Origin of the sequence: Lentzea sp. CA-135723 (assembly GCF_050936595.1) — a bacterium.
Lineage (GTDB): Bacteria > Actinomycetota > Actinomycetes > Mycobacteriales > Pseudonocardiaceae > Lentzea.
This window is the reverse complement of record NZ_JBNJMK010000002.1, coordinates 991,328-1,014,877: the sequence shown is the minus strand read 5'-3', so window position 1 is coordinate 1,014,877 and position 23,550 is coordinate 991,328. Positions and strand designations below refer to the sequence as shown.

Genomic DNA, 23,550 nt, shown 5'->3' with positions numbered 1-23,550 from the left:
TCTGCAGTCTGCCGCCATCGCGCGAGTCGATCCAGCTTTGTTGTCGTTTCGAGTCACTTATTGTCCACAAATCGCGGACTGCCCCCGGAAAGCGCATCCAGTCCATTGCGAGTGGAAGACGATCATTCGGGCTGGGTTCACCTGCGCGTTCAGCGGAAGGCGGTTCGGGCGGAAGCGGTTCGGACAGAACCGCGCCAGAGCCTGGTGTCACATCGCCTGGAGGAGGCCATATGGACACCGTGGTAATCGGGCTCGGATTCACCGGTCTGCCCGTCGCCGTCGCCGCCGCGACCGCCGGTCTGCGGGTGCTCGGCGTGGACGCCAGTGCCGCCCGCGTCGGCCACATCACCGCGGGCACACCCGGCTGCGGTCTCACCACCGTCGACGAGGGAGCGCTCGCCGACGCCGTCAGGTCGAGCCGGTTGTCGGTGCGGCACAACGAGATCGTCCCCGCGGACAGCTACGTCGTGTGCGTGCCGACCCCGCCCGACCGGCACGGCGCGCTCGACACGACCATGCTCGCCGACGCCGTGGAACGCGTCGGCACGGTCCTGCCGCGCGGTGCGCTGGTGATCGTCCAGAGCACCTGCGAACCGGGCACGGTCGAGCGGATTCTCCTGCCCCGCCTGGAGAACGCGTCGGGGCTGCGGGCCGGCACCGGCTTCCACCTGGCGCACTCGCCGGTGCGCACGGATCCCGGCAACCCCGCGGCGGCACCGAGGGTCGTCGCCGGCCTGACCCCGGAGTGCACCGTGCGCGCCGCCTCGCTGCTGCGGCGCCTCTCCTGCGAATGCGTCACCGTCAGCACGTTGCGGACCGCGGAGCTCACGAAGGTATTCGAGAACACCTTCCGTCTGGTGAACATCTCTCTCGCCAACGAGCTCGCGAGCTTGTGCCGTGCGCAGGACGTGGACGTGCACGAGGTGCTGGACGCGGCCGGCAGCAAGCCGTTCGGGTTCCTGCGGCACCGGCCGGGTCCCGGCGCGGGTGGCGACTGCGTCCCGGTGTCCGCGGGCTTCTTCGTCGCCAGCGCGCGGCGGCACGGCCTGCACTCGCCGGTGGTCGACGCCGCCATCGCGGTCAACGACTCGATGCCTTCGCACACCCTGCACCGCGTGCGGACGAAGCTGTCCGAGCTCGGCGTGCCGATGCGGCGCGTCCACGTGCTCGGGGTGACCTACAAGCCCGACGTCGCCAACGTCCGGCAGTCGCCGGCGCTGCGGGTGCTCAACGAGCTGAGCCGGGAGGCGGTCGTCAGCTACCACGACCCGTTCGTGCCGGACCTGGTGCTGGACGACGGGAGCACGCTCACCAGCCAGCCCGTCGACACCAGCGCGGACGTCGTGCTGATCATGACGCGGCACGCCTCGGTGTCGCCGCGGACGTCCTCGCCGGTGTTCGACTGCACGGCCGGCGACGCGGTGCCGGCCGCGTGAGCGGGGTGTGGGTGGACGCGCCGGTCGGTCCCAGGGCCGGTCGGCGGGTGACGGTGGCGGGGTGCCAGACCGTGCTGGTGCTCGTGCCGCACGTGGTCGCGGCCACGCGGCTGTTCGACGTGCTGGAGCTGCTCAAGGCGGACCGGCGGGTACAGGTCGTCTGCACGGTGCCGGACACGCGGGGGATCTCCTGGGGCACGCACGAGTTCCTGCAGCGGCAGGGCGTGCTCACGTTGCCGTGGCACCAGGCGGCCGGGGTGGAGTTCGACCTCGTGCTGGCCGCGAGCCGCCGCGACGTCGAGCACGTCCTCGGACCGGTGCTGGTGCTGCCGCACGGCGCAGGAGCGTTGAAGTCGCGGCGGCTCGACGGACACGGACTCGACCGCCACGAGCTGATGCGCGGCGGCAGGGTGACCGCGGCCGCCCTGGTGCTGAGCCACGACGACGAACTGCGGGCGCTGACCCGCTCGTGCCCGGAGGCCGTGCCGCACGCGGTGGTCGCCGGTGACCTGTGCCTGGACCGGATGCGGGCGAGCCTGCCGCACCGGGAGGCCTACCGGCGGGCGCTGGGCGTCGGACCGGACGAGGTGCTCGTGACGGTCAGCTCGACGTGGCGGCCCGAGTCGGTGTTCGGGAGCAGACCGGAGCTCTATCGGACGGACGCGCACCGCACGGCGGTGGTGATCCATCCGACGACGTGGTCGGTGCACGGCCCGTGGCAGGTGCGTGCGTGGCTGGCGGATCGTCCCGATCTGATCGTCATCCCGCCGGAGGAGGGCTGGAGGGCGGCGGTGATCGCGAGCGACCGGGTGCTCGGCGACCACGGCAGCGTCACCCAGTACGCGGCCGCGGTCGGCGTGCCCGTCGACCTCGGGACCAGGGCCCCGGTGCGGCCGGGCAGCCTCGCGGACCTGGTCGCCCGCGGCGTGCCGGACATCGCGTCGGCGCTCAGCTCACGGCTCGACCAGGCGGCCGGGCTGCTGCGGGCCGCGATGTACCGGCTGCTGCGGTTGCCGGAGCCCGCTTCCGAGGCGCGCGCGGAACCCGTTGCGGCACACCATGTCTGACCGGTGGATCGTCGCGCGGGCCGGGACCCCGGCGGCCGGCCTGGCGGACGTGCTGCTCTGCCCGCCGGGCACCTCACCCCTCGCGGCGCTGCGGGACCACCCCGGGTGCACCGCCGTCCTGGTCGAGCAACGCCTGGACGCGCACGGCCTCTGGGTCGGTCTGGTCGTGGTAGCACGCGAGCGCGGCCAGCCGGTGCGGGCGCGGGTCGTCGGCCAGCTCGGCGAGTTCGAGGTGCACGTCGGCCAGGTGCACCGGTGAGCGGAGCAGTCCCGCCAACGCCGAGTCGAGCAGCACCTTCGCCTGTGCAGGGCGACCGGCGAGCCGGTGGGCCCGCGCGAGGAACGTCCGCGCGCGGGCCTGCTCGGTGGCGTCGGTCAGCAACGACTCCGCGAGCTCCAGCTCGGCGACCGCCTCCTCGTGCCGGCCCAGGGCGACGAGCGCCTCGCCGATGCGGCGCCGCGCCTGCCCGCGGCCCCGGTCGCGGGTGCGCATCGCCAGCGCCTGCCGGTACAGCTCCAGCGCCCGTTCCGGCTCGCCGCGCTCCCTGCTCACCCGGCCGAGCAGGGTGAGCGCGGTCGACCTGCTCGGTGGATCGTCGAGCGCCAGCACCGGTTCCAGCTCCGCCGCGGCCTCGTCGGTCGCGCCGGTGTTGAGCAGCGCCAACGCCAGCCGCGTCCGCAGTCGCGCCTGGGCGAGGAGTTGCCCGCACTCCCCCGCGGCCGCGACGCCGAGCCGGTGCGTCAGGATCCAGTCGTGGTACAGGTGGTACCGGGTGAACAGCTGCCACAACGGTTCGCAGAGCTGCCACCGCAGTTCGGCCGGGGCGATCTCGACGGCGCGCACGAGGTTCTCCCGTTCGCCGAGCAGCCACCGCATCGCCTCCTCCGGCGACGAGTAGGCGTCCCGGCGCGCCACCGCGTAGGCCGGGCCCGTCCGCACCCGGTCGGGGGCCACGACGAGATCCGCCTCGACGGCCCGCGCGAGGTACCACTCGACGGCTCTGCGCACGGCGGCCTCCCTGCCGGGATCCGCCTTTCCCCGCGCGTGCACCCGCAACAGGTCGTGGTAGCGGAACCGGTCGTCGCCCGCCTCGCTCAGCAACGACTTCTCGACGAGGTCCTCCAGCGCGTCCTCGACGTCGTACTCGGGTTCCTCGATCATCGCCGCCGCCACGGACACGTCGAAGTGGCCGCCGGGCAACCAGGCGCACAGGCGGTACAGCCGCGCCTGCCGCTCCGGGAGGTCCACATAGGACAGGTCGAGCACGGAGCCGACCGACGTGTCGCCGCCCAGCGCGGGCAACCGGTCGTCGCGCAACTCCGCCACCTCCCGCAGGAACGTCCTGCGCGGCCGCGTCGACAGGCGCGCCCCCACGACGGACAACGCGATCGGCAGTCCGCCGCACAGCCGCGCGATCTCGTGCGCCGCGTCCGGCTCCAGCGCGAGCCTTCCCCTGCCCACCACGGTCTCCAGCAGTTCGACCGAGTCCTCGATGCCCAGCGGCGCGACGTCGACGAACCGCGCGCCGTCCAGGCCGAGCGAGCTGAGCCGCCACCGGCTGGTGACGATCACGGTGCCCGACGTCGGCAGCAGCGCGCGGACCTGGGCCACGCTCACGGCGTCGTCGAGCAGCAGCGAGATGCGCCGCCGTGCCGTGACGGACCTGAACAACGCGGCACGGCGGGCGAGCTGCGGTGGCACGTCGGTGACGCCGAGCGCGTGCAGGAACCCCTCCAGCACGTCCTCGGGCGCGACGGGCCCCGCCGGCGAGTGCGCCCCGAGATCCGCGTAGAGCTGCCCGTCCGGGAACGCCGACCTCCGGTCCTGCGACCAGCGCAGGGCGAGCGACGTCTTGCCGACCCCGCCCGGCCCGCTCAGCACCACGAGCTCCCCCGGCCGCAGTGCCGCCAGCTCGGCCTGCCTGCGCACGAAGCACCGCGGCACCGGTGGCAGCTGGAACGGCGGCGGCACCTCCCGGTGCGACGGGTGGATGTGCACGTCCCGCACGGCCTCCGCCTGCACGACGCTCCCCGCACTGCCCTTCACGACGTTCTTCATCCCCGTACCTCCCCGAACACCTGAAGCTACGGTCTTTCACGGGCTTTCATCAGACGGCCATCGAGTGATCGCACGTGAGCGCGGCGCCGGTCCGCGAGGTCGAGGACCGCACCTGGCGGCCGTTGACGATGATCTTGCAGGTGAGCTCGCCGTGCACGCCCTCCAGCCGGATCACGACCCGGCCCTTGCGCTTGCCCCGCCGCTCGAACGGCAGGTCGGGGTTGCGCAGCGTGCGTTCTTCCTCGCCGGGGAACGTGTAGGTGAGCCGGTCGGTCGTGCCGGTTCCCTCCACCACCACGCGGATGCTGGGCGCTGCCGCGCAGCCGGCGCTTCCGGCCAGCAGCAGGCCCACGAGTAAGGCGGCTGTCTTCATGGCCGAACTGTAGGAACAGACCCTGCGACGAAGCATCAGCCTGAAGGCTCTGCCGGCATCAGCCGTCAGACTGACAACGGACGGCCGTCAGCCCGCCTGAAGGGCGAGGAAGAGGTCGACTCTCGCCTCGAACTCCGCGAGGTCGGCACCCAGCAGCTCCTCGACGCGTCCCACCCGGTACCGCAGCGTGTTGACGTGCACGTGCAGCCGCCCGGCCGCCGCCGTCCACGATCCCGAGCAGTCGAGGAACACCTTCAGCGTGCCGACCAGGTCCGATCCGTGCTCGGCGTCGTAGTCCAGCACCGGGCCGAGCAGGCGGCGGCGCAACGACGTGCGCAACTCCTCCGGCACGCCCGCGAGCAGCAGCTGGTGCAGTGCGATCTCCTCGCCCGCCACCACGCACGTGCGACCGCCACGGCGCTCTCCCAGCCGACGCGCGTGCGTGGCTTCCTCCGCAGCGCCGCGCAGTCCGCGCGAGGTGACCGGTGAGCTGATGCCGACGAGCACGCGCGACGAGCCGAGGCCCGGTTCCATCACGCGCATCGCGTCGCGCACGTCGTCGGGCAGCGCGTCGTCCGCCTTCGCCACCGCGTAGACCGTGTCGCCGACCGGGGTCACGAGCGCCTGCGGCAGCGTCTCCTCCAGCACGGCGGCGGCGAGGTCGCAGCGCTGGTCGGACGTGACGGCACTGATCACCCGCAGCCGCGCGCGTTCCAGCCCGGCCGCGGCCAGCCGCGACTCCACGTCCGCCGAGCCGCTCAGCACGGCGGCGACCAGCGGTGCGGCCGTGCGGTTCTCGATCTGCCTGCCCTGGGCCTCGCGCAGCCGTTCCAGGCCCACCAGCGACGCGAGCTCCGCCGCCGCCTCGGGCTGCACCGACCCGCCGACGACGAGGATCCAGCTCGTCAGCCGGTTGCCACCGCGTTCGGAGACGGGCACCAGCGTCATGCCGCGCACCGTCTTCGGCAGCCGGTCGGCCTGCAGGAACTCCTTCACCAGGGCCACGCGGTCCGGCAGCTCGCCGCCGCCGACCACCCGGCCGGTCGTGGAGAGCACCCAGCACGGCGCGTTCAGCTCGTGGCCGCCGGCGAGCAGCAGCGCGGGCAGGCCGGAGCCCTCCGCGACGACGTTGAGCAGCCTGCGGTGCCGCGAGAGCCCGACCAGCTCCATCGACACGCGTTCGGTGATGGTCGCGAACGAGAGGTCGACGGGCACTTCGAGCAACGGCACGTGGTGGCGTTCGCAAGCGTCGACCAGGTCGTCGGGGAGGTCCTTGTAGCCGGTGTCGGACGCGGCGAGCCCGGCCACGCGGGCCGCGGCGAGCGAGCGGACGAACGTCTCGGAGTCGCCGGGGCCGTGGTGCCACAGCAGGCCGGAGAGCACCAGCTCCCCGCCGGACAGGTACCGGCTGGGGTCGGGCAGCTCCGTTCCGTACACGCGGGTGACCGTGCGGTCGAGCTGGTCCTCACCGGTGTGCAGGCTCAGCCGCAGTTCCGGCATCTGCAGCAACGTCCGCAGTAGCAACATGAGAGGTCACTTTCGTCCATTCGTGTTTGTAGGAAAGCACAAATCGACCCTCTGTAGGAGCCTGACGATTCATGTAATGCGGCCGTAGCTCAGGGACACATGCGCTCTGTGTACTGGCTCACAACCAGATGGGAGGGCGAGTGACGATCTCCACGCACGTGCTGGACGCGGCCCGCGGCAGGCCGTTCGCCGGCATCGCCGTGTCGCTGCAACGGCGCGACGGGACCGAGGTGGCGAACGCCGAGACGAACGCCGACGGCCGGATCACCGGATGGGGTGAAGGTCTCGCGGCCGGGGTGTACCGGCTGGTGTTCGACACGGCGGAGGCGGCGCCGTTCTTCCCCGAGGTCGTGCTCACCTTCGACTACGCCGACCCGGCGCAGCACTACCACGTGCCGTTGCTGCTGTCGCCGTTCGCCTACTCCACCTACCGAGGTAGCTGACGATGGACTTCCTTCGACCGGAAACGCTCGCGGAGGCGTTGGAGCTCAAGGCCCAGCGCCCGGAAGCCGTGCCGATCGCCGGTGGCACGGACGTCATGGTGGAGATGAACTACGACCACCGCAGGCCGTCCGCGCTGCTGGACCTGACCAGGATCGCCGAGCTCCAGCAGTGGACCGAGGGCCTGCGGGTCGGCGCCGGGGTGCCGTACGTGCGGATCATCGACGAGCTGGGCGCGCAGCTGCCCGGGCTCGCGATGGCCGCACGAACGGTCGGGTCGCCGCAGATCCGCAACCGCGGCACCGTGGGCGGCAACCTCGGCGCGGCCTCGCCCGCCGGGGACACGCACCCCGTGCTGCTGGCGTCCGGCGCGGTGATCGAGGTGGCGTCCGTGCGCGGCACCCGGATGATCCCCGCCGCCGAGTTCTACCTGGGCGTCAAGCGCAACGCGCTGGAGCCTGACGAGCTGATCACGGCCGTGCACCTCAAGCCTGCTCCTGGACCGCAGCAGTTCTCCAAGGTGGGCACCCGCAACGCGATGGTGATCGCGGTGTGCTCGTTCGGGATCTCCTTGTTCCCCGGCGAGAACCGCGTCGGCGCGGCCGTGGGTTCGGCGGCCCCGACGCCCCGGCACGCGGTCGACGCGGAGCAGTTCCTGGCCTCGGCGCTGGACTTCCGCGACCCCAGGCCGTTGCTCGACTCGGTGAAGCGCGAGTTCGGCGAGCTGGTCTCGCAGGCCGCGTCGCCGATCGACGACGTGCGCGGGTCGGCCGCGTACCGCAAGCACGCCTTGGCAGTGATGGCACGCAGGACGCTGGGCTGGGCCTGGCAGGAGTACTTGGACGGGGAGCGGGCATGCGCGTGAACGTGACGGTCAACGGCGAGCAGCGCCAGGCCGACGACGTGTGGGAGGGCGAGTCGCTGCTGTTCATGCTGCGCGAACGGCTCGGCCTGCCCGGTTCGAAGAACGCCTGCGAGCAGGGCGAGTGCGGTTCGTGCACGGTGTACCTGGACGACGTGCCGGTGTGCGCGTGCCTGGTCGCCGCAGGGCAGGCGCAGGACCGTTCCGTGCGCACGGTCGAAGGTCTTGCCGACGGAGACTCGCTGGACCCGGTGCAGGAGGCGTTCGTCGAGGCGGGCGCGGTGCAGTGCGGCTTCTGCACGCCCGGTCTCGTGGTGCAGGCGCACGACCTGCTGGACCGCGTGCCGAACCCGTCCGACCCGGAGATCCGCGAGGCGCTCGCCGGGAACCTGTGCCGCTGCACGGGGTACGAGAAGATCCTGGACGCCGTGCGACTGGCGGCGTCCCGCCGATGATCGTCCTCGACCGCTGCGCTGTGTCCACTGTGGACGAGGCTGGGACCGAGCACGCGTCCGGGCACGTCGTGATCGACGGCGGCCGGATCTCCTCGGTCGGTGCCGGTCCCGCGCCCCGCCCGTACGGGTCGCACACGTACGTCGACGCGTCGTCCTGCCTGGTCACGCCCGGCCTGATCAACACCCACCACCACCTCTACCAGTGGGCGACGCGCGGGCTCGCGACCGACGCCACCCTGTTCGAGTGGCTGACCACGCTGTACCCGGTGTGGCGCGGCCTGGACGACACCGTGACGCACGCGGCGGCGTCGGCGGGCCTCGCGAAGCTGGCGCTGACGGGCTGCACGCTCGCCGCCGACCACCACTACGTGTTCCCGTCCGGTGGCGGTGACGTGTTCGACGCGCTGGTCTCGGCCGGGCGCAGGATCGGCATTCGCCTGGAGGCGATCCGCGGGTCGATGGACCGCGGCCAGTCGTCCGGAGGTCTCCCGCCGGACAACCTGGTCGAGGACACCGAGGCCGCGCTGATCGCGACCGAGCAGGCCATCGGCGACTACCACTCGACCGCGCCGGACGCCCTGGTGCGCGTCGCCGTCGGGCCGTGCTCGCCGTTCTCGGTGTCACGCGAACTGATGACCGGCGCGGCTGCCTTGGCGCGGCGGCACGACGTCCGGCTGCACACGCACCTCGCCGAGACGCTGGACGAGGAAGAGCAGTGCCAGGCGGAGAACGGCTGCACGCCGACGGAGTACGCCGAGCAGCTCGGCTGGCTCGGGCCGGACGTGTGGCTCGCGCACACCGTGCACCTCAACTCCGACGCGGTGAAACGGCTCGGGGCGACGGGAACCGGGTCCGCGCACTGCCCGACGTCCAACGGGCGGCTGGGCACCGGGATCGCGCCCGTGCGCGACCTGCTGGACGCGGGCGCGCCGGTCGGTCTCGGCGTCGACGGAGCGGCGTCCAATGAGGACGGTGGCCTGGTCGTCGAGCTGCGTTCCGCGCTGTACCAGGCACGTCAGCGCGGCGGGCCAGGTGCGATGGACGCCCGCAAGGCGTTGTGGATGGGCACGATGGGTGGCGCGCAAGTGCTGGGCCGCGCCGACGCGCTGGGGTCCGTCGAACCCGGCAAGGTCGCCGACCTCGCGGTGTGGGACCTGTCCGGCCTGGACCACGCGGGCATCGCGGACCCGGTGGCGGCGCTGGTGCTCGGCACTCCCCCGCCGTTGAAACTGTTGATCGTGGGCGGAGAGGTCGTGGTGCGGGACGGCGTCCTGCTCACGGCGTCGACCGACGACCTGGCGCGTGACCTCACCGCCGCCAGTGTGAAGCTCCAGGAGGCAGCGCGATGACCCTCACTCCCGCCGAACTCACCTCCGCGGTGTCGGGTGGCATCGGCACGTCACCGCAGCGCCCGGACGGCAACCTCAAGGTGCGCGGCGAGTTCGCCTACGCGTCCGACCTGTGGCACGAGGACATGATCTGGGGTTCGACGCTGCGTTCACCTCACCCGTACGCCCGGATCACGTCGATCGACCTGACCGACGCGCTGAAGGTGCCGGGCGTGTACGCGGTGCTGACGCACGAGGACGTGCCCGGCCGCAACCTGTACGGGCTGGAGCACAAGGACCAGCCGGTGCTCGCCGTGGACGTCGTGCGCTACCAGGGCGAGCCGATCGCGCTGGTCGGCGCGGACCACCCGGAGACCGCGCTGCGGGCGATGAAGAAGATCGTCGTGACCTACGACGTGCTCGAACCCGTGGTGGACATGGAGACCGCGGCCGACGACACGCCGTTGCACCCCGGCGGGAACCTGGTGCGGCACGTGCCGATCCGGCGCGGCTCGCAGGACGTCACCGCCGACGTCGTGGTGACCGGGCGGTACGAGGTCGGCATGCAGGACCAGGCGTTCCTCGGGCCGGAGTCCGGGCTCGCGGTGCCGGCCACCGACGGTTCGGTGGACCTCTACATCGCGACGCAGTGGCTGCACGTCGACCGCGACCAGATCGCGGCCGCCCTGGGGCTGCCGCAGGAACAGGTGCGGCTGACGCTGTCCGGTGTCGGTGGCGCGTTCGGCGGCCGTGAGGACCTGTCGATGCAGGTGCACGCGTGCCTGCTGGCGTTGCACACCGGCAAGCCCGTGAAGATGGTCTACAACCGCGAGGAGTCGTTCTACGGGCACGTGCACCGGCACCCGGCCGTGCTGTACTACGAGCACGGCGCCGACCACACGGGCAAGCTCGTCTACGTCCGCACCCGGATGTACCTGGACGGCGGCGCTTACGCGTCCTCCACGCCCGCGGTCGTGGCGAACGCGGCGACGCTGGGCGTCGGTCCGTACGAGGTCGACAACGTGACGGTGGACTGCTACGGCGTCTACACGAACAACCCGCCGTGCGGCGCGATGCGCGGATTCGGTGCTGTGCAGGCAGGTTTCGCCTACGAGTCCCAGATGGACAAACTGGCCGAGGCACTGGGCATGTCGCCGGTCGACGTGCGGGTGCGCAACGCGATGACCGAGGGTTCCGTGATGCCGACCGGGCAGGTGGTCGACTCGGCCGCGCCCGTCGCGCAGCTGCTGAAGCTGGTGCAGGACAAGCCGTTGCCCGCCGGCACGTCGACGGACATCCGCGAACTTCCCGGTGGCGTGTCGAACACCACGCACGGCGAGGGTGTCGTGCGGGGCGTCGGATATGCCGTCGGCATCAAGAACATCTGCTTCTCCGAGGGCTACGACGACTACTCGACCGCGCGGGTCCGCGTCTCGATGGTCAACGGGGAGCTGGCCGCCGCCGTGCACACCGCGGCGTGCGAGGTCGGCCAGGGCCTGGTGACGATCATGCAGCAGATCGTGCGCACAGAGCTCGGCATCGAGCGCGTGACCGTGCTGCCGATGGACACCACGATCGGCAACGGCGGCTCGACGTCGGCGTCGCGCCAGACGTACGTGACCGGTGGAGCGGTGAAGGCCGCCTGCGCGCTGGTGAAGTCGCGTTTGGACGGTCGTTCCGACATCGGTGACGAGATCATCGACGAGACCACCGAGTGGCGGCACCGCGCGACCGAGGCGTTGGATCCCGAGACGGGCCAGGGCAACGCGCACGTCCAGTACGGTTTCGCGGCCCACCGCGCGGTGGTCGACGTGGACGTCGACCTCGGATTGGTGCGCGTGGTGTCGCTGGACTGCGCGCAGGACGTGGGCCGGGCGCTGAACCCGCAGGCCGTCGTGGGCCAGATCCAGGGCGGGTCCGCCCAGGGCCTCGGCCTCGCGGTGATGGAGGAGATCCAGACCTCCGGCGGCAAGGTGCGCAACCCGTCGTTCACCGACTACCTCATCCCGACCGTGCTCGACATGCCCCCGATGAGCATCGACGTGCTCGAACTCGCCGACCCCCACGCGCCGTACGGCATCCGCGGCGTCGGCGAACCGCCCACCATCTCGTCGACCCCGGCGATCGTGGCGGCGATCCGCGCGGCGACCGGCCTGGCGCTCACCCGCGTCCCCGTCCGCCCGGAACACCTCACAGGTACCTGAGTTCTCTTGGAGTTTGTTGCTGTGAACGCACATCTGCTCGCCACCATCGACCTGGCCACCCAGAACGTGGCCTCGGGAGGCGGTCCCTTCGGCGCGATGATCGTCCGCGACGGTGAGGTGATCGCCACCGGCGTGAACCAGGTGACGCCGACCTTGGACCCGACCGCGCACGCCGAGGTGGTCGCGATCCGCGCGGCCTGCCAGGTGCTCGGCGACTTCCGCCTGACCGGCTGCACGCTGATCTCCTCGTGCGAGCCGTGCCCGCTCTGCCTGTCCGCCGCGCTGTGGGCGCGGGTGGACAAGGTGATCTACGCGGCCGACCGCCACGACGCGGCGGCCGCCGGTTTCGACGACCGGGAGTTCTACGAGCTGTTCAGCAAGTCGCGTGACGACTGGGAACTCCCGGTACTTCAGGTCTCCACAGGCGAGGACAACGCCCCGTTCACAGCGTGGACGTCACTCGCGACCCGAATCGATTACTGACGGCCACAAGCCTGTCTAGCTGACCGGAGCTTGCACTTGCTTAAACGCGTTCCGGCGTTGGAACGCGCCCACCGGCATGGGAAAGGCCGTCCTCCATGACCCAGTTGCGGAGCCGACAATCGGCGTCGGCCCTCGATCAGTTCTTCCGCATCACCGAACGCGGCAGCTCCTTAGGCCGTGAAGTGCGCGGTGGCATCACGACGTTCGTCGCGATGTCGTACATCGTGCTGCTGAACCCGTTGATCCTCGGCGCGTCCGCGGACATCACCGGCGCCAAGCTCACCATCGCCGAGATCACCACCGCCACGGCGCTGGCCGCCGGCGTGATGACCGTCCTCATGGGACTCGTCGGCAACGCTCCGCTCGCCATCGCCGCCGGGCTCGGCGTCAACGGCGTGGTGGCCTTCCAGATGGCACCGGAGATGACGTGGGCGCAGGCCTTCGGTCTCGTGGTGCTGGAAGGCGTCTGCATCGTGATCATGGCCGTGTCCGGGGTCCGCGAGCGGATCATCAACGCGATCCCGGAGCCGTTGAAGATCGCGATCACCGTCGGCATCGGTCTCTACATCGCGTTGGTGGGACTGGTCTCCGCGGGGTTCGTGACCCGCACGCCGGATGCCGCGCACTCGACGGTGCCGGTGCGGATGGGGGTCGACGGCCACCTGAGCGGCTGGCCGATCGCGATCTTCTGCCTCGGCCTGCTGCTGATGATCGTGCTGATGGCGCGGGGCGTGCCCGGTGCCGTGCTGATCAGCATCGTGGTGGCCACGCTCGTCGCGATCGGCGTGAACGCCGCGTTCGACGTGCAGGGCTGGGGTCTCGTGACGCCCTCGCTGCCGTCGTCGGTGGTGAGCACGCCGGACTTCGGGTTGTTCGGGCGCGTGGACCTGTTCGGCGGCTTCGTGTCGGCGGGCGTGATCGCGGCGACGATCTTCCTGTTCACGCTGGTGCTGTCCGGGTTCTTCGACGCGATGGGCACGATCACGTCCGTCGCCGAGGAGGCGGGGCTGCGCAAGGACGGCAAGGTCGAGGGGATGGGCAGGATCCTCATGGTCGACGGCGCCGGCGCGATCGCCGGTGGCGTCACGGGGTCCGCCCCGAACACCGTGTTCCTGGAGTCGGCAGCGGGCGTTGGCGAAGGCGCCCGCACCGGCCTCGCCTCGGTGGTGACCGGCGGGCTCTTCCTGGTGGCGTTGCTCTTCACGCCGCTCGCGACGGTCGTGCCCGCCCAGGCGGCGGCGCCCGCGCTGGTGGTGATCGGCGGCCTGATGATGACCCAGATCCGCCGGATCCCTTGGCAGGAAACGGATTACACGATCCCCGTGTTCCTGACGATCGCGATCATCCCGTTCACCTACTCGATCACCAACGGCATCGGCGCCGGCCTCGTGTCGTTCGTCGTGCTGCGCATCTGCAAGGGCCGCTGGCCAGGCTGGCTGATGACCGGCCTGGCGCTGATGTTCGCCGTGTACTTCGCGGTGGACCTGATCAGCGGCAAGTGACCGCGGGGCTCGGCCGGGCGGCCATCCGGCCGAGCCCCACTTCCCCTTGGAGGACCTCCATGCGTGACCTGGCACCGACCTTGCTGTCGTGGGACCGGTTCGCCGTCGCGTCCGTCGTCGCGGTGCGGGGCAGCGCGCCCCGCCCGGTCGGCGCGGCGATGGCGGTGGGACCGTCCGGCGAGGTGATCGGCAGCGTGTCCGGCGGCTGCGTGGAGGCAGAGGTCTACGACCTGGCCTGCCAGGTGCTGGCGTCGGGGGTGCCCGCGCTCGCGTCGTTCGGCTACTCCGACGACACGGCGTTCGCCGTCGGCCTGACCTGCGGCGGTTCGCTCGACGTGCTGGTCCAGCGCGACACGCCCGCGTTGCGCGCGGCCCTGTCGGCGTCGGTCTCCGGCTTTCCGCTTTCGGTGCGCTTCGAGGCCGAGGGTTCTGTGTTCACGGAGTCGTGGCTGCCCCCGCCGCGCCTGCTGGTGTTCGGCGCCATCGACCACGCCGCCGCCGTCGCCGAGATCGGCCGCTTCCTCGGCTACCACGTGACCGTGTGCGACGCACGGCCCGTGTTCGCCACCGCGGCCCGTTTCCCGGCGGCCCACTCGGTCGTCGTCGACTGGCCGCACCGCTATCTCGCCTCCACCCACACCGACTCCTCCACCGCTGTCGTGGTGCTGACCCACGACCCGAAGTTCGACATCCCGGTCCTGGTGGAGGCGCTGTCCCGCCCGCTGGCGTTCGTGGGCGCCCTCGGCTCCCGCCGCACCCACCGCGAGCGGCTGGCCAGGCTTCGTGCCGAGGATGTTCCCGAAGCGTCGCTGGCCCGGTTGCGTTCCCCCGTCGGCCTCGACCTCGGCGGCCGCAGCCCGGCGGAGACGGCGGTGTCGATCGCCGCCGAACTCGTCGCCGTCCGGCACGGAGGCACCGGCCTGCCCCTGACCGCGCTGTCCACCCCCATCCACCGAACCCTGGAGAGTCATGGCCCTGATCTTCCTCAACGGCGGCGGCATGAAGGACGGACCGCTGCACTCGCAGCTCCAGGGCACCCCGATGGTGTGCCGGGCGCGCAGTGCGGCCAAGTACCGCTACTTCTCGGTGCGGGGGAAGTTCCCCGCGATGCACGAGTCGGGCTCGGCCTCGGTGGCAGGTGAGCTCTACGACCTGCCGTTGAAGATCCTGCGCGACCACCTCGTCCCCGCGGAACCCGCCGAACTGGAGATCGGCGTCATCGAGCTGGAGGACGGCAGCGCGGCCCTCGCCACCGTCCTGCGCGACGACCTGGTCGACCCGTTGCTCCAATCGGGTGACATCCGAGACATCTCGTATCTGGGCGACTGGCGCGAGTTCCTACATCGCGAGGGGTGAGGGAAGCGGCACCGGGGGGATGCCGCCGGCAAGGGGGAGTTGCCGCAGGCGGCGGGACCGATTCGGTCCCGCCGCGGATCCTTCTCAGCGCGACCGGCCCTTCAGCAGCCCGCGCTCGTACGCCACCGCGACGGCCGCCGCCCGATCCGACACCCCGAGCTTCGCGTAGACGTGCAGCAGATGCGTCTTCACCGTCGCCTCGCTGATGAACAACGCCGCCGCCACCGCCCGGTTCGTGGACCCCTTGGCCACCAACCCGAGCACGTCCAGCTCCCGCGTGGACAACGGCTCCAGCGCGGGCTCCCGCACCTGCCCCAGCAACCGCGTCGCCACCGCGGGCGACAACACGGCCTCCCCGGCGTGCGCGGCCCGGATGGCCCGCTGCAACTCGTCGCGAGGCGTGTCCTTCAACAGGTACCCGGTGGCGCCGGCCTTGATGGCGGGCAACACGTCCCGATCCGTGTCGTAGGTGGTCAGCACCAGCACGCGGCACGAATGCCCGCGCAACCGCTCGATGGCGGACAGCCCGTCCGACCCCGGCATGCGCAGGTCCATCAACACGACGTCCGGCGACACCGCCGTCACCACGGCGACGGCCTCGTCCCCCGACGCGGCCTCGCCGACGACCTCGAAGTCGGCGGCCGCGGCCAGCATGCCGCGCAGCCCGTCCCGCACCACGGGGTGGTCGTCCACGATCACGAGCCGGATCACGCCGGCACCTCGCACAGGCCGCCGAGCCCGGAAGGCAGGCCGATGCCGGAGGGCAGACCGATGCCGGAGGGCGGGCTGAAGCCGGCGGACAGGGCAAGACCGGCGGGCAGGCCGCCAAGCTCGTCGACACCGGCGGGCGGGCTGAAACCGGCACGCAGGCCAACACCGCCAGGCACACCGACACCGGCACGCCGACCGAGACCGGCCGGCAGACCGAGACCGCCGCGCGCCGGACGTGCCGCGTCCCGAACGGACCGCACCGCACCCACCAAGCCACCTCCCGCCGGCATCACCCCACCCGGCGTCGGCCTCACGAACCGCACGCCGCCCACCGAGCCGACTCCCACCCGCAAACCGCCCGCCAAACGGTGCCCCACCCGCGTCTGGCCCACGCGCGTCTGGCCCACCCGCGTCTGGCCCACCCGCGTCTCAGCAACCCACGTCTACCCCGCCCGCATCTCACCAACCCGCGTCTCCCCCGCCGGCGTCTGCCCCACCGACATCTCCCCCACCGACGTCTCCCCCGCCCGCATCTCCCCCACCGGCGTCTCCGCCGCGCCTGCCCTCACGCCGGCACCCTGGCCGAGATCGCCGTCCCCGCCCCCGGCTCCGACTCCACGAAGAGCGCGCCGGACAGGCGGTGCACCCGGTGGCGCATCGCCGGCAGGCCGAAGCCCGCGGACGGCGACGTCAGGTCGAAGCCCACGCCGTCGTCGCGCACGTCCAACGTCACCACGTCCTCCATGTACGACAGGGTCAGGCCGACCCGGGAGGCGGCGGCGTGCTTGGCCACGTTCGACAGCGCCTCCTGGGCCGTGCGCAGCAGGGCGACCTCCACCTCGGGGTGCATGGAGCGCACGGCTCCGGTCAGCGTGACGGAGACCGGCACGCCGTTGATGGTCGACCAGCCGCTGGCGACGTCGTCCAGGGCCTCGTGCAGGGCCGCGGAGTCGAGGGCCGGTGGGCGCAGGGCGTGGACGGAGCGGCGGGCCTCGGTCAGGTTCGAGCGGGCCAGGTCGGTCGCCACGGCCACGCGGCGTTCCCAGTCCTCGGCAGACGCCGCGGACAGTTGCGTGATGATGCCGGCCAGGCCCTGGGCGAGGGTGTCGTGGATCTCGCCCGCCAGGCGGTGGCGTTCGTCCTGCACGCCTGCCTCGTGCGCCTGCACCAGGAGCTGGGCGTGCAGGCCCTCGTTCTCGTCCAGGAGTTCCTTGCGCAGTCTGGATTGTTCCGTCGTCACGTGGCCCACGTACGTGAAGGTGCACGCGAGCACGACGAAGACGAGCAGCAGCAGCCAGAACGCCGCCTGCGCGTCCCACGGGTAGCCGCCGAACAACGACAGCGTCGCCAGCACGGCCGTCAGCGCCACGACGATGAACATCCAGCGGCCGCGCAGCAGTTCGCTCGCGTAGACGTAGACCACGTAGGACACCGCGCCGAACCAGTGCTCCTGCAGACCCAGCACCGCGTAGAACACGACCATGCCGCCGATGAACACGGCCATGAGGCCGGAGCGCTTGTGCCACGCGGGATGCAGGGTGAACCACCACGTCATCCACACGAAGCCGAACGCCACGACGCCGTAGGTGAACCAGCGCTCGGCCGCCGACTGCTCGGTGAAGATCGAGTACAGCACGGTCGTCACCGTCAGCACGAAGTACGGGATCACGCGGGCGATCGAGACGAGCCTGCGCTCCCACCTGTCCAACGCGGCCATGTCCACGAGCTACTCCCAGCGGAACGTCTTGGCCGCGACGGTACCCGCCACTAGGCCCACGAGCCCCATGATCGCGAGATGCCCCCAGTCCGGCGCGCTGCCGAGCCACGCCTGTTGCAGTGCCTCCACACCGGGAGGCGTGTACGAACCGATCGTCTGGATCACCGAGGGCAGCATGAACCGCGGCAGGTACACGCCGCCGAAGAACATCAGCAGCATGAACACCACCGTCGCCACGCCACCGGCCGCCCGCGCGGTGGGTGCCAGTGAGGCGATCACCAGGCCCAGCGCGAACGTGCCCGCGCCTCCCAGCACCACGGCACACGCCAGGCCGAGTGGATGGTGAGGCAGGTCGACGCCGAAAACGACGTACCCCACGACTATAAGGAGGAGCACCGACAAGATCGTCGCCACGAAGTTCACGATCAGCTGCCCCACCAGCAACCGCCCGGGGTGCATGGGCGTCGTCGACAACCGCCGGAGAACCCCGGTCTCCCGATAGGTCGCCACAACAGCAGGCAACCTCTGCAACCCGATGAACACCAACGTGAACACGACCAAGGACGACATGTAGCTGTCGATGAACCGCAGCCCGCCGAACTTCGGATCAGGCTCCCGCAACGTCGGAATCGCCCCCAGCACCAGCAACAGCAGCGACGGGAACAGGACGGCGAACAAGGAGTTCAGCCGATCCCGCAGGAACAGCCGAGCCTCGATCTCAACGATCTTCCACATCACGACCCCCGGTGAGTTCGACGTACGCGTCATCCAGCGAGACCTGGTCGACCCGGAGCTGCCGGGCCACCACGGACCGCCGTGCCAGGAACGAGGTCACGGCGTGCACCAGGTCATCCGCCCCGGACACCACCACCTGCTCCCCCACCAGAGCTACCGACGCGACCTCCGGCAACGCCTCCAGCAACGCCACGTCCAGCGCCACCGACGGCACGAACCGCACCCGCGTCGCACCGTCCACCCGCGACACCAGCGCGGACGGCGAGTCCAGCGCCACGATCCGGCCGTCGCGGAACACCGCCACCCGGTCGCAGAGCCGCTCCGCCTCCTCCATGAAGTGCGTGACCAGCACGACCGTCACCCCGGACGACCGCACCTCCTCGATCACCGACCACGTGTCCCGCCGCGCCTGCGGGTCGAGCCCGGTCGTCAGCTCGTCGAGGATCGCGATCCGCGGCGACCCGATCAGCGCCAGCGCGATCGACAACCGCTGCTTCAACCCGCCCGACAGCTGCCCGAACTCCGCACGCAGGTGCCCACCCAGCCCGAGCCGAGCGGACCAGTCGACCGGCGAGGGGTAGAACGACGAGAACAGCTCCAACGCCTCGCGCACCCGCATCCGCTCCGGCAGCGCGGAGGCCTGCAGCTGCACACCGATCGCCGCCCGCACGTCCCCCGGCGCCTGCCCGAGCACCGACACCGTCCCCGAGTCCGGCGTCCTCAGCCCGGCCACGCACTCGACCGTCGTCGTCTTGCCCGCGCCGTTCGGCCCGAGCACGCCGAAGATCTCCCCCTCGGCGACCTCGAACGACACGGAGTCCACGGCGACCCGGGGCCCGTACCTCTTGCCCAGGTCGCGCACTTCGATGATTGCCATGCCCCAAGCGTCCGAGAACGCCACGGGAAGATCATCGAACAACGAGCGCGACCAGGATCAACCGATCGGTTGATGCTGCGCGTCATCCTCCAGAGCGACGGCGCGCAACGCACCCGCCAGCCGCACCACCGGTTCCGGCGCGGGCCCCGGCAGCCGCGCCAGCAGGATCCGCCGCTGTTCCGCCGGCCCTCCCCGCACCGACATGATCCGCACCCCGGCGGGCACCAGGGCCGTCAGCGCCGCGGGCGCCGTCGTGATGCCGAACCCCGCCGCGACGAGGTGCAGCTTCGCGAGCCAGTCCCGCGCGGTGTGCGCGACGACGGGCCGTTCGTCGAGCCCCGGCCACACCCCCATCGTCAGCTGGTCGCCGGGCCCGGCGATCCAGCGCTGCCCGCGCAGATCGGCGATGTCGATGAAGTCGTTGCGCGCCAGCGGATGCCCGGACGGCACCGCGACGCACAGACTGCGTTCGGCCAGGGTCTCGATCTCCAGCGCCGGGATCTCGTCGTCCGGCGCGCGGAACGGTGGCTGCGCCGCGATCACGGCGACGTCCAGCGTCCCCGCCCGCAACGCCCTGACCAACGCCGGTGAGCTGCCCTCGCGCGTGACGACCGTGATCGACGGATGCGTCCGCCCCAACGCCAGCAACGCCTGCGGCACGAGCCAGGCCCCACCGGTCGCGAACCATCCCAGCCGGACGGTGCTCGCGTCCTCGTCCGGCAGCCCGGCAAGCTCCCGTGCGCCCGCATCGACCTGATCGACCACCACGGCCGCACGCCGCAACACGAGCCGACCGGCCGCCGTGAGCCGCACGCCGTCATGGCGTCGTTCGAGCAACGGGGCCCCGGCGGCCTTCTCCAGCGCGGCGACCTGCCGGGACACCGCCGACTGCGTGTACCCCAGCGCGGACGCCGCCGCCGTCAGCGTGCCCCGCTCGGCCACCTCGCGGAACACCCGCAGCGCGACCAGCGACGCGTCACTCAGAGCCATGACAGATCCGCATGTCCTAGATACCAAACTCTCGCTACCCGCATACCTCCGAGGAGCCTAACGTCGAAGACGTGATGAAGACAGAGTTCGGTTTCAGCAGTACGGCACTCGAGGTCAGCGAGGGCATCGACCTCACCGGCAGGCGGGCCGTGGTCACCGGCGCGTCGTCCGGCATCGGCGTGGAGACCGCCCGCGCCCTCGCCACCAGGGGCGCCGAGGTCACCCTGGCCGTCCGCGACACCGAGGCCGGCGAGAGGACCGCGCGGGACATCGGCGGCAACGTCCACGTCGCCAGGCTCGACCTCACCGACCTCGCGTCCGTCGAGGCGTTCACCAGCGCGTGGACCGGCCCGCTGCACGTCCTCGTCAACAACGCGGGCGTCATGGCCACCCCACAGCAGCACACCGAGCAGGGCTGGGAGTGGCAGTTCGCCACCAACCACCTCGGGCACTTCGCACTGACCACGAACCTGCACCAAGCCCTCAAGGCAGCGGGCAACGCGCGCATCGTGTCCCTCACCTCGACCGGCCACATGATCTCGCCCGTGGTGTTCGACGACATCCACTACGCGTTCCGCCCGTACGACCCGTGGAGCGCGTACGGCCAGAGCAAGACCGCGAACGTCCTGTTCGCTGTCGAAGCCACGCGCCGATGGGCCGAGGACGGCATCACGGCCAACGCCGTCATGCCCGGCGCGATCCTCACCAACCTCCAGCGCCACACTGAGGGCCAGGGCAGCGGCACCATGCCCGCCGAACTGCTCAAGACCGTCGAGCAGGGCGCCGCGACGTCCGTCCTGGTCGCCACCTCACCGCTGCTCGAAGGCATCGGTGGCCGCTACTTCAACGACTGCGACGAGGCGCAGACCGTCGACCGCCGCGGGGAACTCCCCCGGCTGCAGGGCGTCGCCCGCTACGCCCTCGACCCGGACGCCGCCGCCAGGCTCTGGGCCTACTCCGAGAACCTGCTGGCCAAGGCATGAGCATCGCGCTGGTCACCGGGGCCACCCAGGGCCTCGGACTCGCCCTGGTGGAAGGCCTCGCCGCACGCCTCACCCCCGCCGACACCGTCTACCTGACCGGCAGGGACATCGACAGGATCACCGACGCCGTGCAGTCGATGCCGGGCGGAGGCGCCAGGGTCCGCGGCGAGCTCCTGGACGTCGCCGACCCCGGCGGAGCCGCGAAACTGGCCGCACAGCTGGAAGAACGCCACGGCGGCGTCGACGTCGTGTTCGGCAACGCGGTCATGCGCGTCGGCCCCGACGACGCCCCCGAGGAGATCATCGACGCCTACGCCGAGGTCAACAACTTCGGCACCACCAGGCTGCTCTGGGCGTTCGCGCCGCTGCTGAACGACAACGGCAGCCTGATCGTCGTCGCGAGCTCGCTCGGCACGCTGAACTCCCTCGCGCCCGTGCTGCACAGGCGGTTCACCGCACCGTCCACTCTGGACGAGCTGGACGCGCAGGTCGCCCGGTGGCGCGACGAGGTGAAGGACGGGCGCGCGAAAGCCGGTGCCTGGCCGGGTTTCGTGAACATCCCGTCCAAGATCGGCCAGGTCGCCGCCGTGCGCGTGCTCGCGAGCGAACGCCGCGAATCCGACCTGGCCAGGGGAATCCTGCTCGCGTCAGCGTGTCCCGGCATGATCAACACGCCGACCTCCGCGCTGTGGTGGGACGTCAGCGCCGCGCCGACCCCGGCCCAGGCCGCGACGGCGTTGCTGGACCTCGCGCTGAGCCCGCTCGATCCCGCGCGGTACGGCGAGCTCGTCCGCCACGGCGAGGTCGTGCCGTTCAGCTGATGGGCTTGTCCAGCCCGTGCACCACCTGGTCGAGCAACGTCCGGATGACCGCCTCGTTGTGCTCGCCACGCCCCGGCGTGATCATCCGCGACGTCGCCTCGACCATGGCGTGCACCAGCATCGCCCGCAGCTGCGCCCGTTCCACCCCGGCGGTCTTGAACACCCCGACCAGCGGCGCCAGCAGCCGTTCGTGCTCGGCCCTGATCTGCTCGCGCGCCGCGTCCGGCAACGTGTGCGCGGACAGCGCCACCACCGCGCCGTGGCTGCCGTCGGTGATGATCGCGAGCTCGGTCCGCAGGTACGCCTCGATCTTCGCGGGCACCGACGACGCGCCGTTGACCGCGTCCTCCAGCTTGTCCGCCCACTCCGGCAGCGCGTCCGAGACGATCGCGGCGACCAGCTCCTCCCGCGAGCGGAAGTACTCGTAGAGGCTCGGCCGCGACAGCCCGACCCGTCTGGCCAGCGACGCGAGCGTCAGCGCCTCCGCTCCCTCGGTCGCGACGATGTCCCGACCGGCGTCCAGAAGGGCGCGCAACCGGTTGGCGCGATGCTCGGCAACGGTGTCTGCGCTGATCCTCGGCACATCGGGATCGTATCGCGCTTGATTTCCCGACGGGGAGTTGGAATAGTTCCCGACAGAGCGTCGGTATCAGGGAGGCCTGCATGTTCATCGCGACCAACCGCATGTTCGTGAACCCGGACATGTCCGAGGAGTTCGAGCGCTACTTCCGCGGCAACATGCGCACCCACCTGCCCGGAGTCCCCGGCCTGCTGCGCAGCACGCTCCTCAAGCCGACCCAGGACGACCAGCCGTACGTCTCGGTCAACGAGTTCGAGTCCGAGGAGGCCTTCCGCGCGTGGGTCGCCTCCGACGCGTTCCGCGAGGCGCACAAGGGCCACCGCACGATCGCACGCCTCGTCACGGGCAACGACCCGGAACGCTTCACGCACGCCGAGGACATGATCCTTCCCCTGCAACGCACCGAATAGCGGCGCTCAGAGCTCGGCCAGCAGCTTCTTCATCCGGTTGATCTCGTCGTCCTGGGTGGCGACCACGTCGTCGGCCATCTCCTCGACCTGGACGTTGTTCCCGGCCCCGCGCACGTCGGTCGCCATCTTGATCGCACCCTCGTGGTGCTTGATCATCAGCTCCAGGAACATCCGGTCGAAGTCCTTGCCCCGCGCGGCCCCCAGGGCGGTGAGCTGGTCCTGGGTGGCCATGCCCGGCATCGTCGAGTGGTCGCCGTGCGTGCCGATGGCGTTGAACGTGCGCTGCCACTGCTTCATGGCGCCGATCTCGGGTTCCTGGCTGAACCTGATCCGGTCGGCCAGTCCCTTCAGGGTCTCGTTCTGCGCGCGTTCGGGGGCGAACCTCGTCATGGCGATCGCCTGCTCGTGGTGGGCGATCATCATCGCCACGTACTCGCGGTCGGCGTCGTTCGGCGGCGGCGGGGTCCTGCCCGTCACGTCGGAGGGGTTGACGGTCGGCGCGGAACCGCCGGGGGTGTCCGGCGCGATGACCGGCGCAGCGGCGGGTTCGGACGACGTGCAGCCGGCGAGCAGTGCGGCCGCAGCGATGACGGCCAGGACCCCAGAACGCATGCTTCGGACAATACAGTCCAC

The 23,550-nt window shown here is 71.3% G+C and carries 25 protein-coding genes and 1 pseudogene; 14 read left to right on the top strand and 12 right to left on the bottom strand.

The window, feature by feature from the left end; translation table 11 throughout:
* Window positions 1-230 precede the first annotated feature (230 nt).
* Together ACQEU1_RS40630 and ACQEU1_RS40625 are read left to right on the top strand one after the other, a co-directional pair.
* Window positions 231-1,436: a nucleotide sugar dehydrogenase gene (locus ACQEU1_RS40630; RefSeq protein WP_433214658.1), complete on the top strand. Its 1,206-nt coding sequence runs from the start codon at window positions 231-233 to the stop codon at window positions 1,434-1,436.
* Window positions 1,433-2,503 carry a hypothetical protein gene (locus tag ACQEU1_RS40625; RefSeq protein WP_433214655.1) on the top strand — a complete coding sequence of 357 codons (1,071 nt, stop codon included), beginning with the start codon at window positions 1,433-1,435 and terminating at the stop codon, window positions 2,501-2,503. The genes ACQEU1_RS40630 and ACQEU1_RS40625 overlap by 4 nt, the downstream gene beginning before the upstream one ends.
* A 73-nt stretch (window positions 2,504-2,576) precedes the next feature.
* On the opposite strand, the gene ACQEU1_RS40620 is transcribed toward ACQEU1_RS40625, so the two are convergent.
* The 3 genes from ACQEU1_RS40620 to ACQEU1_RS40610 all read right to left on the bottom strand — a co-directional run bounded on the left by ACQEU1_RS40620 (window position 2,577) and on the right by ACQEU1_RS40610 (window position 6,462).
* Entirely contained in the window at window positions 2,577-4,562 is a 1,986-nt protein-coding gene (locus ACQEU1_RS40620; RefSeq protein WP_433214652.1) for an ATP-binding protein, read from the bottom strand.
* 49 nt (window positions 4,563-4,611) lie between these two features.
* A complete protein-coding gene (locus tag ACQEU1_RS40615; protein WP_433214649.1) occupies window positions 4,612-4,935 on the bottom strand; it encodes a hypothetical protein in 324 nt (107 codons plus the stop codon).
* Between the two features lie 87 nt (window positions 4,936-5,022).
* Window positions 5,023-6,462 carry a PucR family transcriptional regulator gene (locus tag ACQEU1_RS40610; RefSeq protein WP_433214646.1) on the bottom strand — a complete coding sequence of 480 codons (1,440 nt, stop codon included), beginning with the start codon at window positions 6,460-6,462 and terminating at the stop codon, window positions 5,023-5,025.
* A gap of 128 nt (window positions 6,463-6,590) precedes the next feature.
* On the opposite strand from ACQEU1_RS40610, the gene uraH reads away from it, so the two are divergent.
* From uraH to ACQEU1_RS40565, 9 genes and pseudogenes are all read left to right on the top strand, one after another.
* The gene (uraH, locus tag ACQEU1_RS40605) at window positions 6,591-6,905 is read left to right on the top strand and encodes a hydroxyisourate hydrolase (protein ID WP_433214643.1); all 315 of its coding nucleotides are present in this window, start codon (window positions 6,591-6,593) and stop codon (window positions 6,903-6,905) included.
* 2 nt (window positions 6,906-6,907) lie between these two features.
* A complete protein-coding gene (locus tag ACQEU1_RS40600) occupies window positions 6,908-7,768 on the top strand; it encodes an FAD binding domain-containing protein (protein WP_433214640.1) in 861 nt (286 codons plus the stop codon).
* Window positions 7,759-8,220, top strand: coding sequence for a (2Fe-2S)-binding protein (locus ACQEU1_RS40595; protein ID WP_045312948.1), 462 nt, complete (start codon window positions 7,759-7,761; stop codon window positions 8,218-8,220). Before ACQEU1_RS40600 ends, ACQEU1_RS40595 begins: the two co-directional genes overlap by 10 nt.
* Window positions 8,217-9,569 carry an 8-oxoguanine deaminase gene (locus ACQEU1_RS40590; RefSeq protein ID WP_433214636.1) on the top strand — a complete coding sequence of 451 codons (1,353 nt, stop codon included), beginning with the start codon at window positions 8,217-8,219 and terminating at the stop codon, window positions 9,567-9,569. The genes ACQEU1_RS40595 and ACQEU1_RS40590 overlap by 4 nt, the downstream gene beginning before the upstream one ends.
* Window positions 9,566-11,752: a molybdopterin cofactor-binding domain-containing protein gene (locus tag ACQEU1_RS40585; protein WP_433214633.1), complete on the top strand. Its 2,187-nt coding sequence runs from the start codon at window positions 9,566-9,568 to the stop codon at window positions 11,750-11,752. The genes ACQEU1_RS40590 and ACQEU1_RS40585 overlap by 4 nt, the downstream gene beginning before the upstream one ends.
* A 21-nt stretch (window positions 11,753-11,773) precedes the next feature.
* Window positions 11,774-12,235: a nucleoside deaminase gene (locus ACQEU1_RS40580; protein ID WP_382442978.1), complete on the top strand. Its 462-nt coding sequence runs from the start codon at window positions 11,774-11,776 to the stop codon at window positions 12,233-12,235.
* 95 nt (window positions 12,236-12,330) lie between these two features.
* A complete protein-coding gene (locus tag ACQEU1_RS40575; protein ID WP_433214629.1) occupies window positions 12,331-13,737 on the top strand; it encodes an NCS2 family permease in 1,407 nt (468 codons plus the stop codon).
* 59 nt (window positions 13,738-13,796) lie between these two features.
* Window positions 13,797-14,879 carry an XdhC family protein gene (locus tag ACQEU1_RS40570; RefSeq protein WP_433214626.1) on the top strand — a complete coding sequence of 361 codons (1,083 nt, stop codon included), beginning with the start codon at window positions 13,797-13,799 and terminating at the stop codon, window positions 14,877-14,879.
* A pseudogene (locus ACQEU1_RS40565) lies at window positions 14,776-15,093 on the top strand (allophanate hydrolase-related protein); the annotation flags it as partial. The gene ACQEU1_RS40570 and the pseudogene ACQEU1_RS40565, both read left to right, overlap by 104 nt.
* Window positions 15,094-15,177: 84 nt before the next feature.
* Here the strand turns inward: ACQEU1_RS40565 and ACQEU1_RS40560 are convergent.
* From ACQEU1_RS40560 to ACQEU1_RS40530, 7 genes are all read right to left on the bottom strand, one after another.
* Window positions 15,178-15,804: a response regulator gene (locus tag ACQEU1_RS40560; protein WP_433214623.1), complete on the bottom strand. Its 627-nt coding sequence runs from the start codon at window positions 15,802-15,804 to the stop codon at window positions 15,178-15,180.
* On the bottom strand, window positions 15,801-16,073 hold the full coding sequence (locus ACQEU1_RS40555; RefSeq protein WP_433214620.1) for a hypothetical protein: 273 nt from the start codon (window positions 16,071-16,073) through the stop codon (window positions 15,801-15,803). Before ACQEU1_RS40555 ends, ACQEU1_RS40560 begins: the two co-directional genes overlap by 4 nt.
* Before the next feature lie 174 nt (window positions 16,074-16,247).
* Window positions 16,248-16,373 (bottom strand): hypothetical protein, encoded by a 126-nt coding sequence (locus ACQEU1_RS40550; protein ID WP_433214617.1) that lies wholly within the window; start codon window positions 16,371-16,373, stop codon window positions 16,248-16,250.
* Window positions 16,370-17,521, bottom strand: coding sequence for a sensor histidine kinase (locus tag ACQEU1_RS40545; protein ID WP_433217027.1), 1,152 nt, complete (start codon window positions 17,519-17,521; stop codon window positions 16,370-16,372). Before ACQEU1_RS40545 ends, ACQEU1_RS40550 begins: the two co-directional genes overlap by 4 nt.
* A gap of 9 nt (window positions 17,522-17,530) precedes the next feature.
* Window positions 17,531-18,256, bottom strand: coding sequence for an ABC transporter permease (locus ACQEU1_RS40540; protein ID WP_433214614.1), 726 nt, complete (start codon window positions 18,254-18,256; stop codon window positions 17,531-17,533).
* Window positions 18,240-19,133 (bottom strand): ABC transporter ATP-binding protein, encoded by an 894-nt coding sequence (locus tag ACQEU1_RS40535; RefSeq protein ID WP_433214611.1) that lies wholly within the window; start codon window positions 19,131-19,133, stop codon window positions 18,240-18,242. Before ACQEU1_RS40535 ends, ACQEU1_RS40540 begins: the two co-directional genes overlap by 17 nt.
* A gap of 57 nt (window positions 19,134-19,190) precedes the next feature.
* The gene (locus ACQEU1_RS40530; RefSeq protein WP_433214608.1) at window positions 19,191-20,123 is read right to left on the bottom strand and encodes a LysR family transcriptional regulator; all 933 of its coding nucleotides are present in this window, start codon (window positions 20,121-20,123) and stop codon (window positions 19,191-19,193) included.
* Window positions 20,124-20,197: 74 nt separating this feature from the next.
* Here ACQEU1_RS40530 and ACQEU1_RS40525 point away from each other — a divergent pair, with 74 nt between their 5' ends.
* Together ACQEU1_RS40525 and ACQEU1_RS40520 are read left to right on the top strand one after the other, a co-directional pair.
* Window positions 20,198-21,106 (top strand): SDR family NAD(P)-dependent oxidoreductase, encoded by a 909-nt coding sequence (locus ACQEU1_RS40525; RefSeq protein WP_433217024.1) that lies wholly within the window; start codon window positions 20,198-20,200, stop codon window positions 21,104-21,106.
* Window positions 21,103-21,927 carry an SDR family NAD(P)-dependent oxidoreductase gene (locus ACQEU1_RS40520; RefSeq protein WP_433214605.1) on the top strand — a complete coding sequence of 275 codons (825 nt, stop codon included), beginning with the start codon at window positions 21,103-21,105 and terminating at the stop codon, window positions 21,925-21,927. The genes ACQEU1_RS40525 and ACQEU1_RS40520 overlap by 4 nt, the downstream gene beginning before the upstream one ends.
* Here ACQEU1_RS40520 and ACQEU1_RS40515 read toward each other — a convergent pair.
* Window positions 21,920-22,510, bottom strand: coding sequence for a TetR/AcrR family transcriptional regulator (locus ACQEU1_RS40515; RefSeq protein ID WP_433214602.1), 591 nt, complete (start codon window positions 22,508-22,510; stop codon window positions 21,920-21,922). The genes ACQEU1_RS40520 and ACQEU1_RS40515 overlap by 8 nt on opposite strands.
* A gap of 80 nt (window positions 22,511-22,590) precedes the next feature.
* Here ACQEU1_RS40515 and ACQEU1_RS40510 point away from each other — a divergent pair, with 80 nt between their 5' ends.
* Window positions 22,591-22,917 carry an antibiotic biosynthesis monooxygenase family protein gene (locus ACQEU1_RS40510; RefSeq protein WP_433214599.1) on the top strand — a complete coding sequence of 109 codons (327 nt, stop codon included), beginning with the start codon at window positions 22,591-22,593 and terminating at the stop codon, window positions 22,915-22,917.
* 6 nt (window positions 22,918-22,923) lie between these two features.
* On the opposite strand, the gene ACQEU1_RS40505 is transcribed toward ACQEU1_RS40510, so the two are convergent.
* A complete protein-coding gene (locus ACQEU1_RS40505; RefSeq protein WP_433214596.1) occupies window positions 22,924-23,529 on the bottom strand; it encodes a DUF305 domain-containing protein in 606 nt (201 codons plus the stop codon).
* Window positions 23,530-23,550: the final 21 nt, after the last annotated feature.

Coding starts and splice junctions, on each gene's coding strand:
- ACQEU1_RS40510 (WP_433214599.1), top strand. CDS start 22,591: ATGTTCATCGCGACCAACCGCATGTTCGTGAACCCGGACATGTCCGAG.
- ACQEU1_RS40595 (WP_045312948.1), top strand. CDS start 7,759: ATGCGCGTGAACGTGACGGTCAACGGCGAGCAGCGCCAGGCCGACGAC.
- ACQEU1_RS40575 (WP_433214629.1), top strand. CDS start 12,331: ATGACCCAGTTGCGGAGCCGACAATCGGCGTCGGCCCTCGATCAGTTC.
- ACQEU1_RS40590 (WP_433214636.1), top strand. CDS start 8,217: ATGATCGTCCTCGACCGCTGCGCTGTGTCCACTGTGGACGAGGCTGGG.
- uraH (WP_433214643.1), top strand. CDS start 6,591: ATGGGAGGGCGAGTGACGATCTCCACGCACGTGCTGGACGCGGCCCGC.
- ACQEU1_RS40570 (WP_433214626.1), top strand. CDS start 13,797: ATGCGTGACCTGGCACCGACCTTGCTGTCGTGGGACCGGTTCGCCGTC.
- ACQEU1_RS40620 (WP_433214652.1), bottom strand. CDS start 4,562: ATGAAGAACGTCGTGAAGGGCAGTGCGGGGAGCGTCGTGCAGGCGGAG.
- ACQEU1_RS40585 (WP_433214633.1), top strand. CDS start 9,566: ATGACCCTCACTCCCGCCGAACTCACCTCCGCGGTGTCGGGTGGCATC.
- ACQEU1_RS40535 (WP_433214611.1), bottom strand. CDS start 19,133: ATGGCAATCATCGAAGTGCGCGACCTGGGCAAGAGGTACGGGCCCCGG.
- ACQEU1_RS40525 (WP_433217024.1), top strand. CDS start 20,198: ATGAAGACAGAGTTCGGTTTCAGCAGTACGGCACTCGAGGTCAGCGAG.
- ACQEU1_RS40610 (WP_433214646.1), bottom strand. CDS start 6,462: ATGTTGCTACTGCGGACGTTGCTGCAGATGCCGGAACTGCGGCTGAGC.
- ACQEU1_RS40545 (WP_433217027.1), bottom strand. CDS start 17,521: ATGGCCGCGTTGGACAGGTGGGAGCGCAGGCTCGTCTCGATCGCCCGC.
- ACQEU1_RS40630 (WP_433214658.1), top strand. CDS start 231: ATGGACACCGTGGTAATCGGGCTCGGATTCACCGGTCTGCCCGTCGCC.
- ACQEU1_RS40600 (WP_433214640.1), top strand. CDS start 6,908: ATGGACTTCCTTCGACCGGAAACGCTCGCGGAGGCGTTGGAGCTCAAG.
- ACQEU1_RS40615 (WP_433214649.1), bottom strand. CDS start 4,935: ATGAAGACAGCCGCCTTACTCGTGGGCCTGCTGCTGGCCGGAAGCGCC.
- ACQEU1_RS40520 (WP_433214605.1), top strand. CDS start 21,103: ATGAGCATCGCGCTGGTCACCGGGGCCACCCAGGGCCTCGGACTCGCC.
- ACQEU1_RS40505 (WP_433214596.1), bottom strand. CDS start 23,529: ATGCGTTCTGGGGTCCTGGCCGTCATCGCTGCGGCCGCACTGCTCGCC.
- ACQEU1_RS40540 (WP_433214614.1), bottom strand. CDS start 18,256: ATGTGGAAGATCGTTGAGATCGAGGCTCGGCTGTTCCTGCGGGATCGG.
- ACQEU1_RS40530 (WP_433214608.1), bottom strand. CDS start 20,123: ATGGCTCTGAGTGACGCGTCGCTGGTCGCGCTGCGGGTGTTCCGCGAG.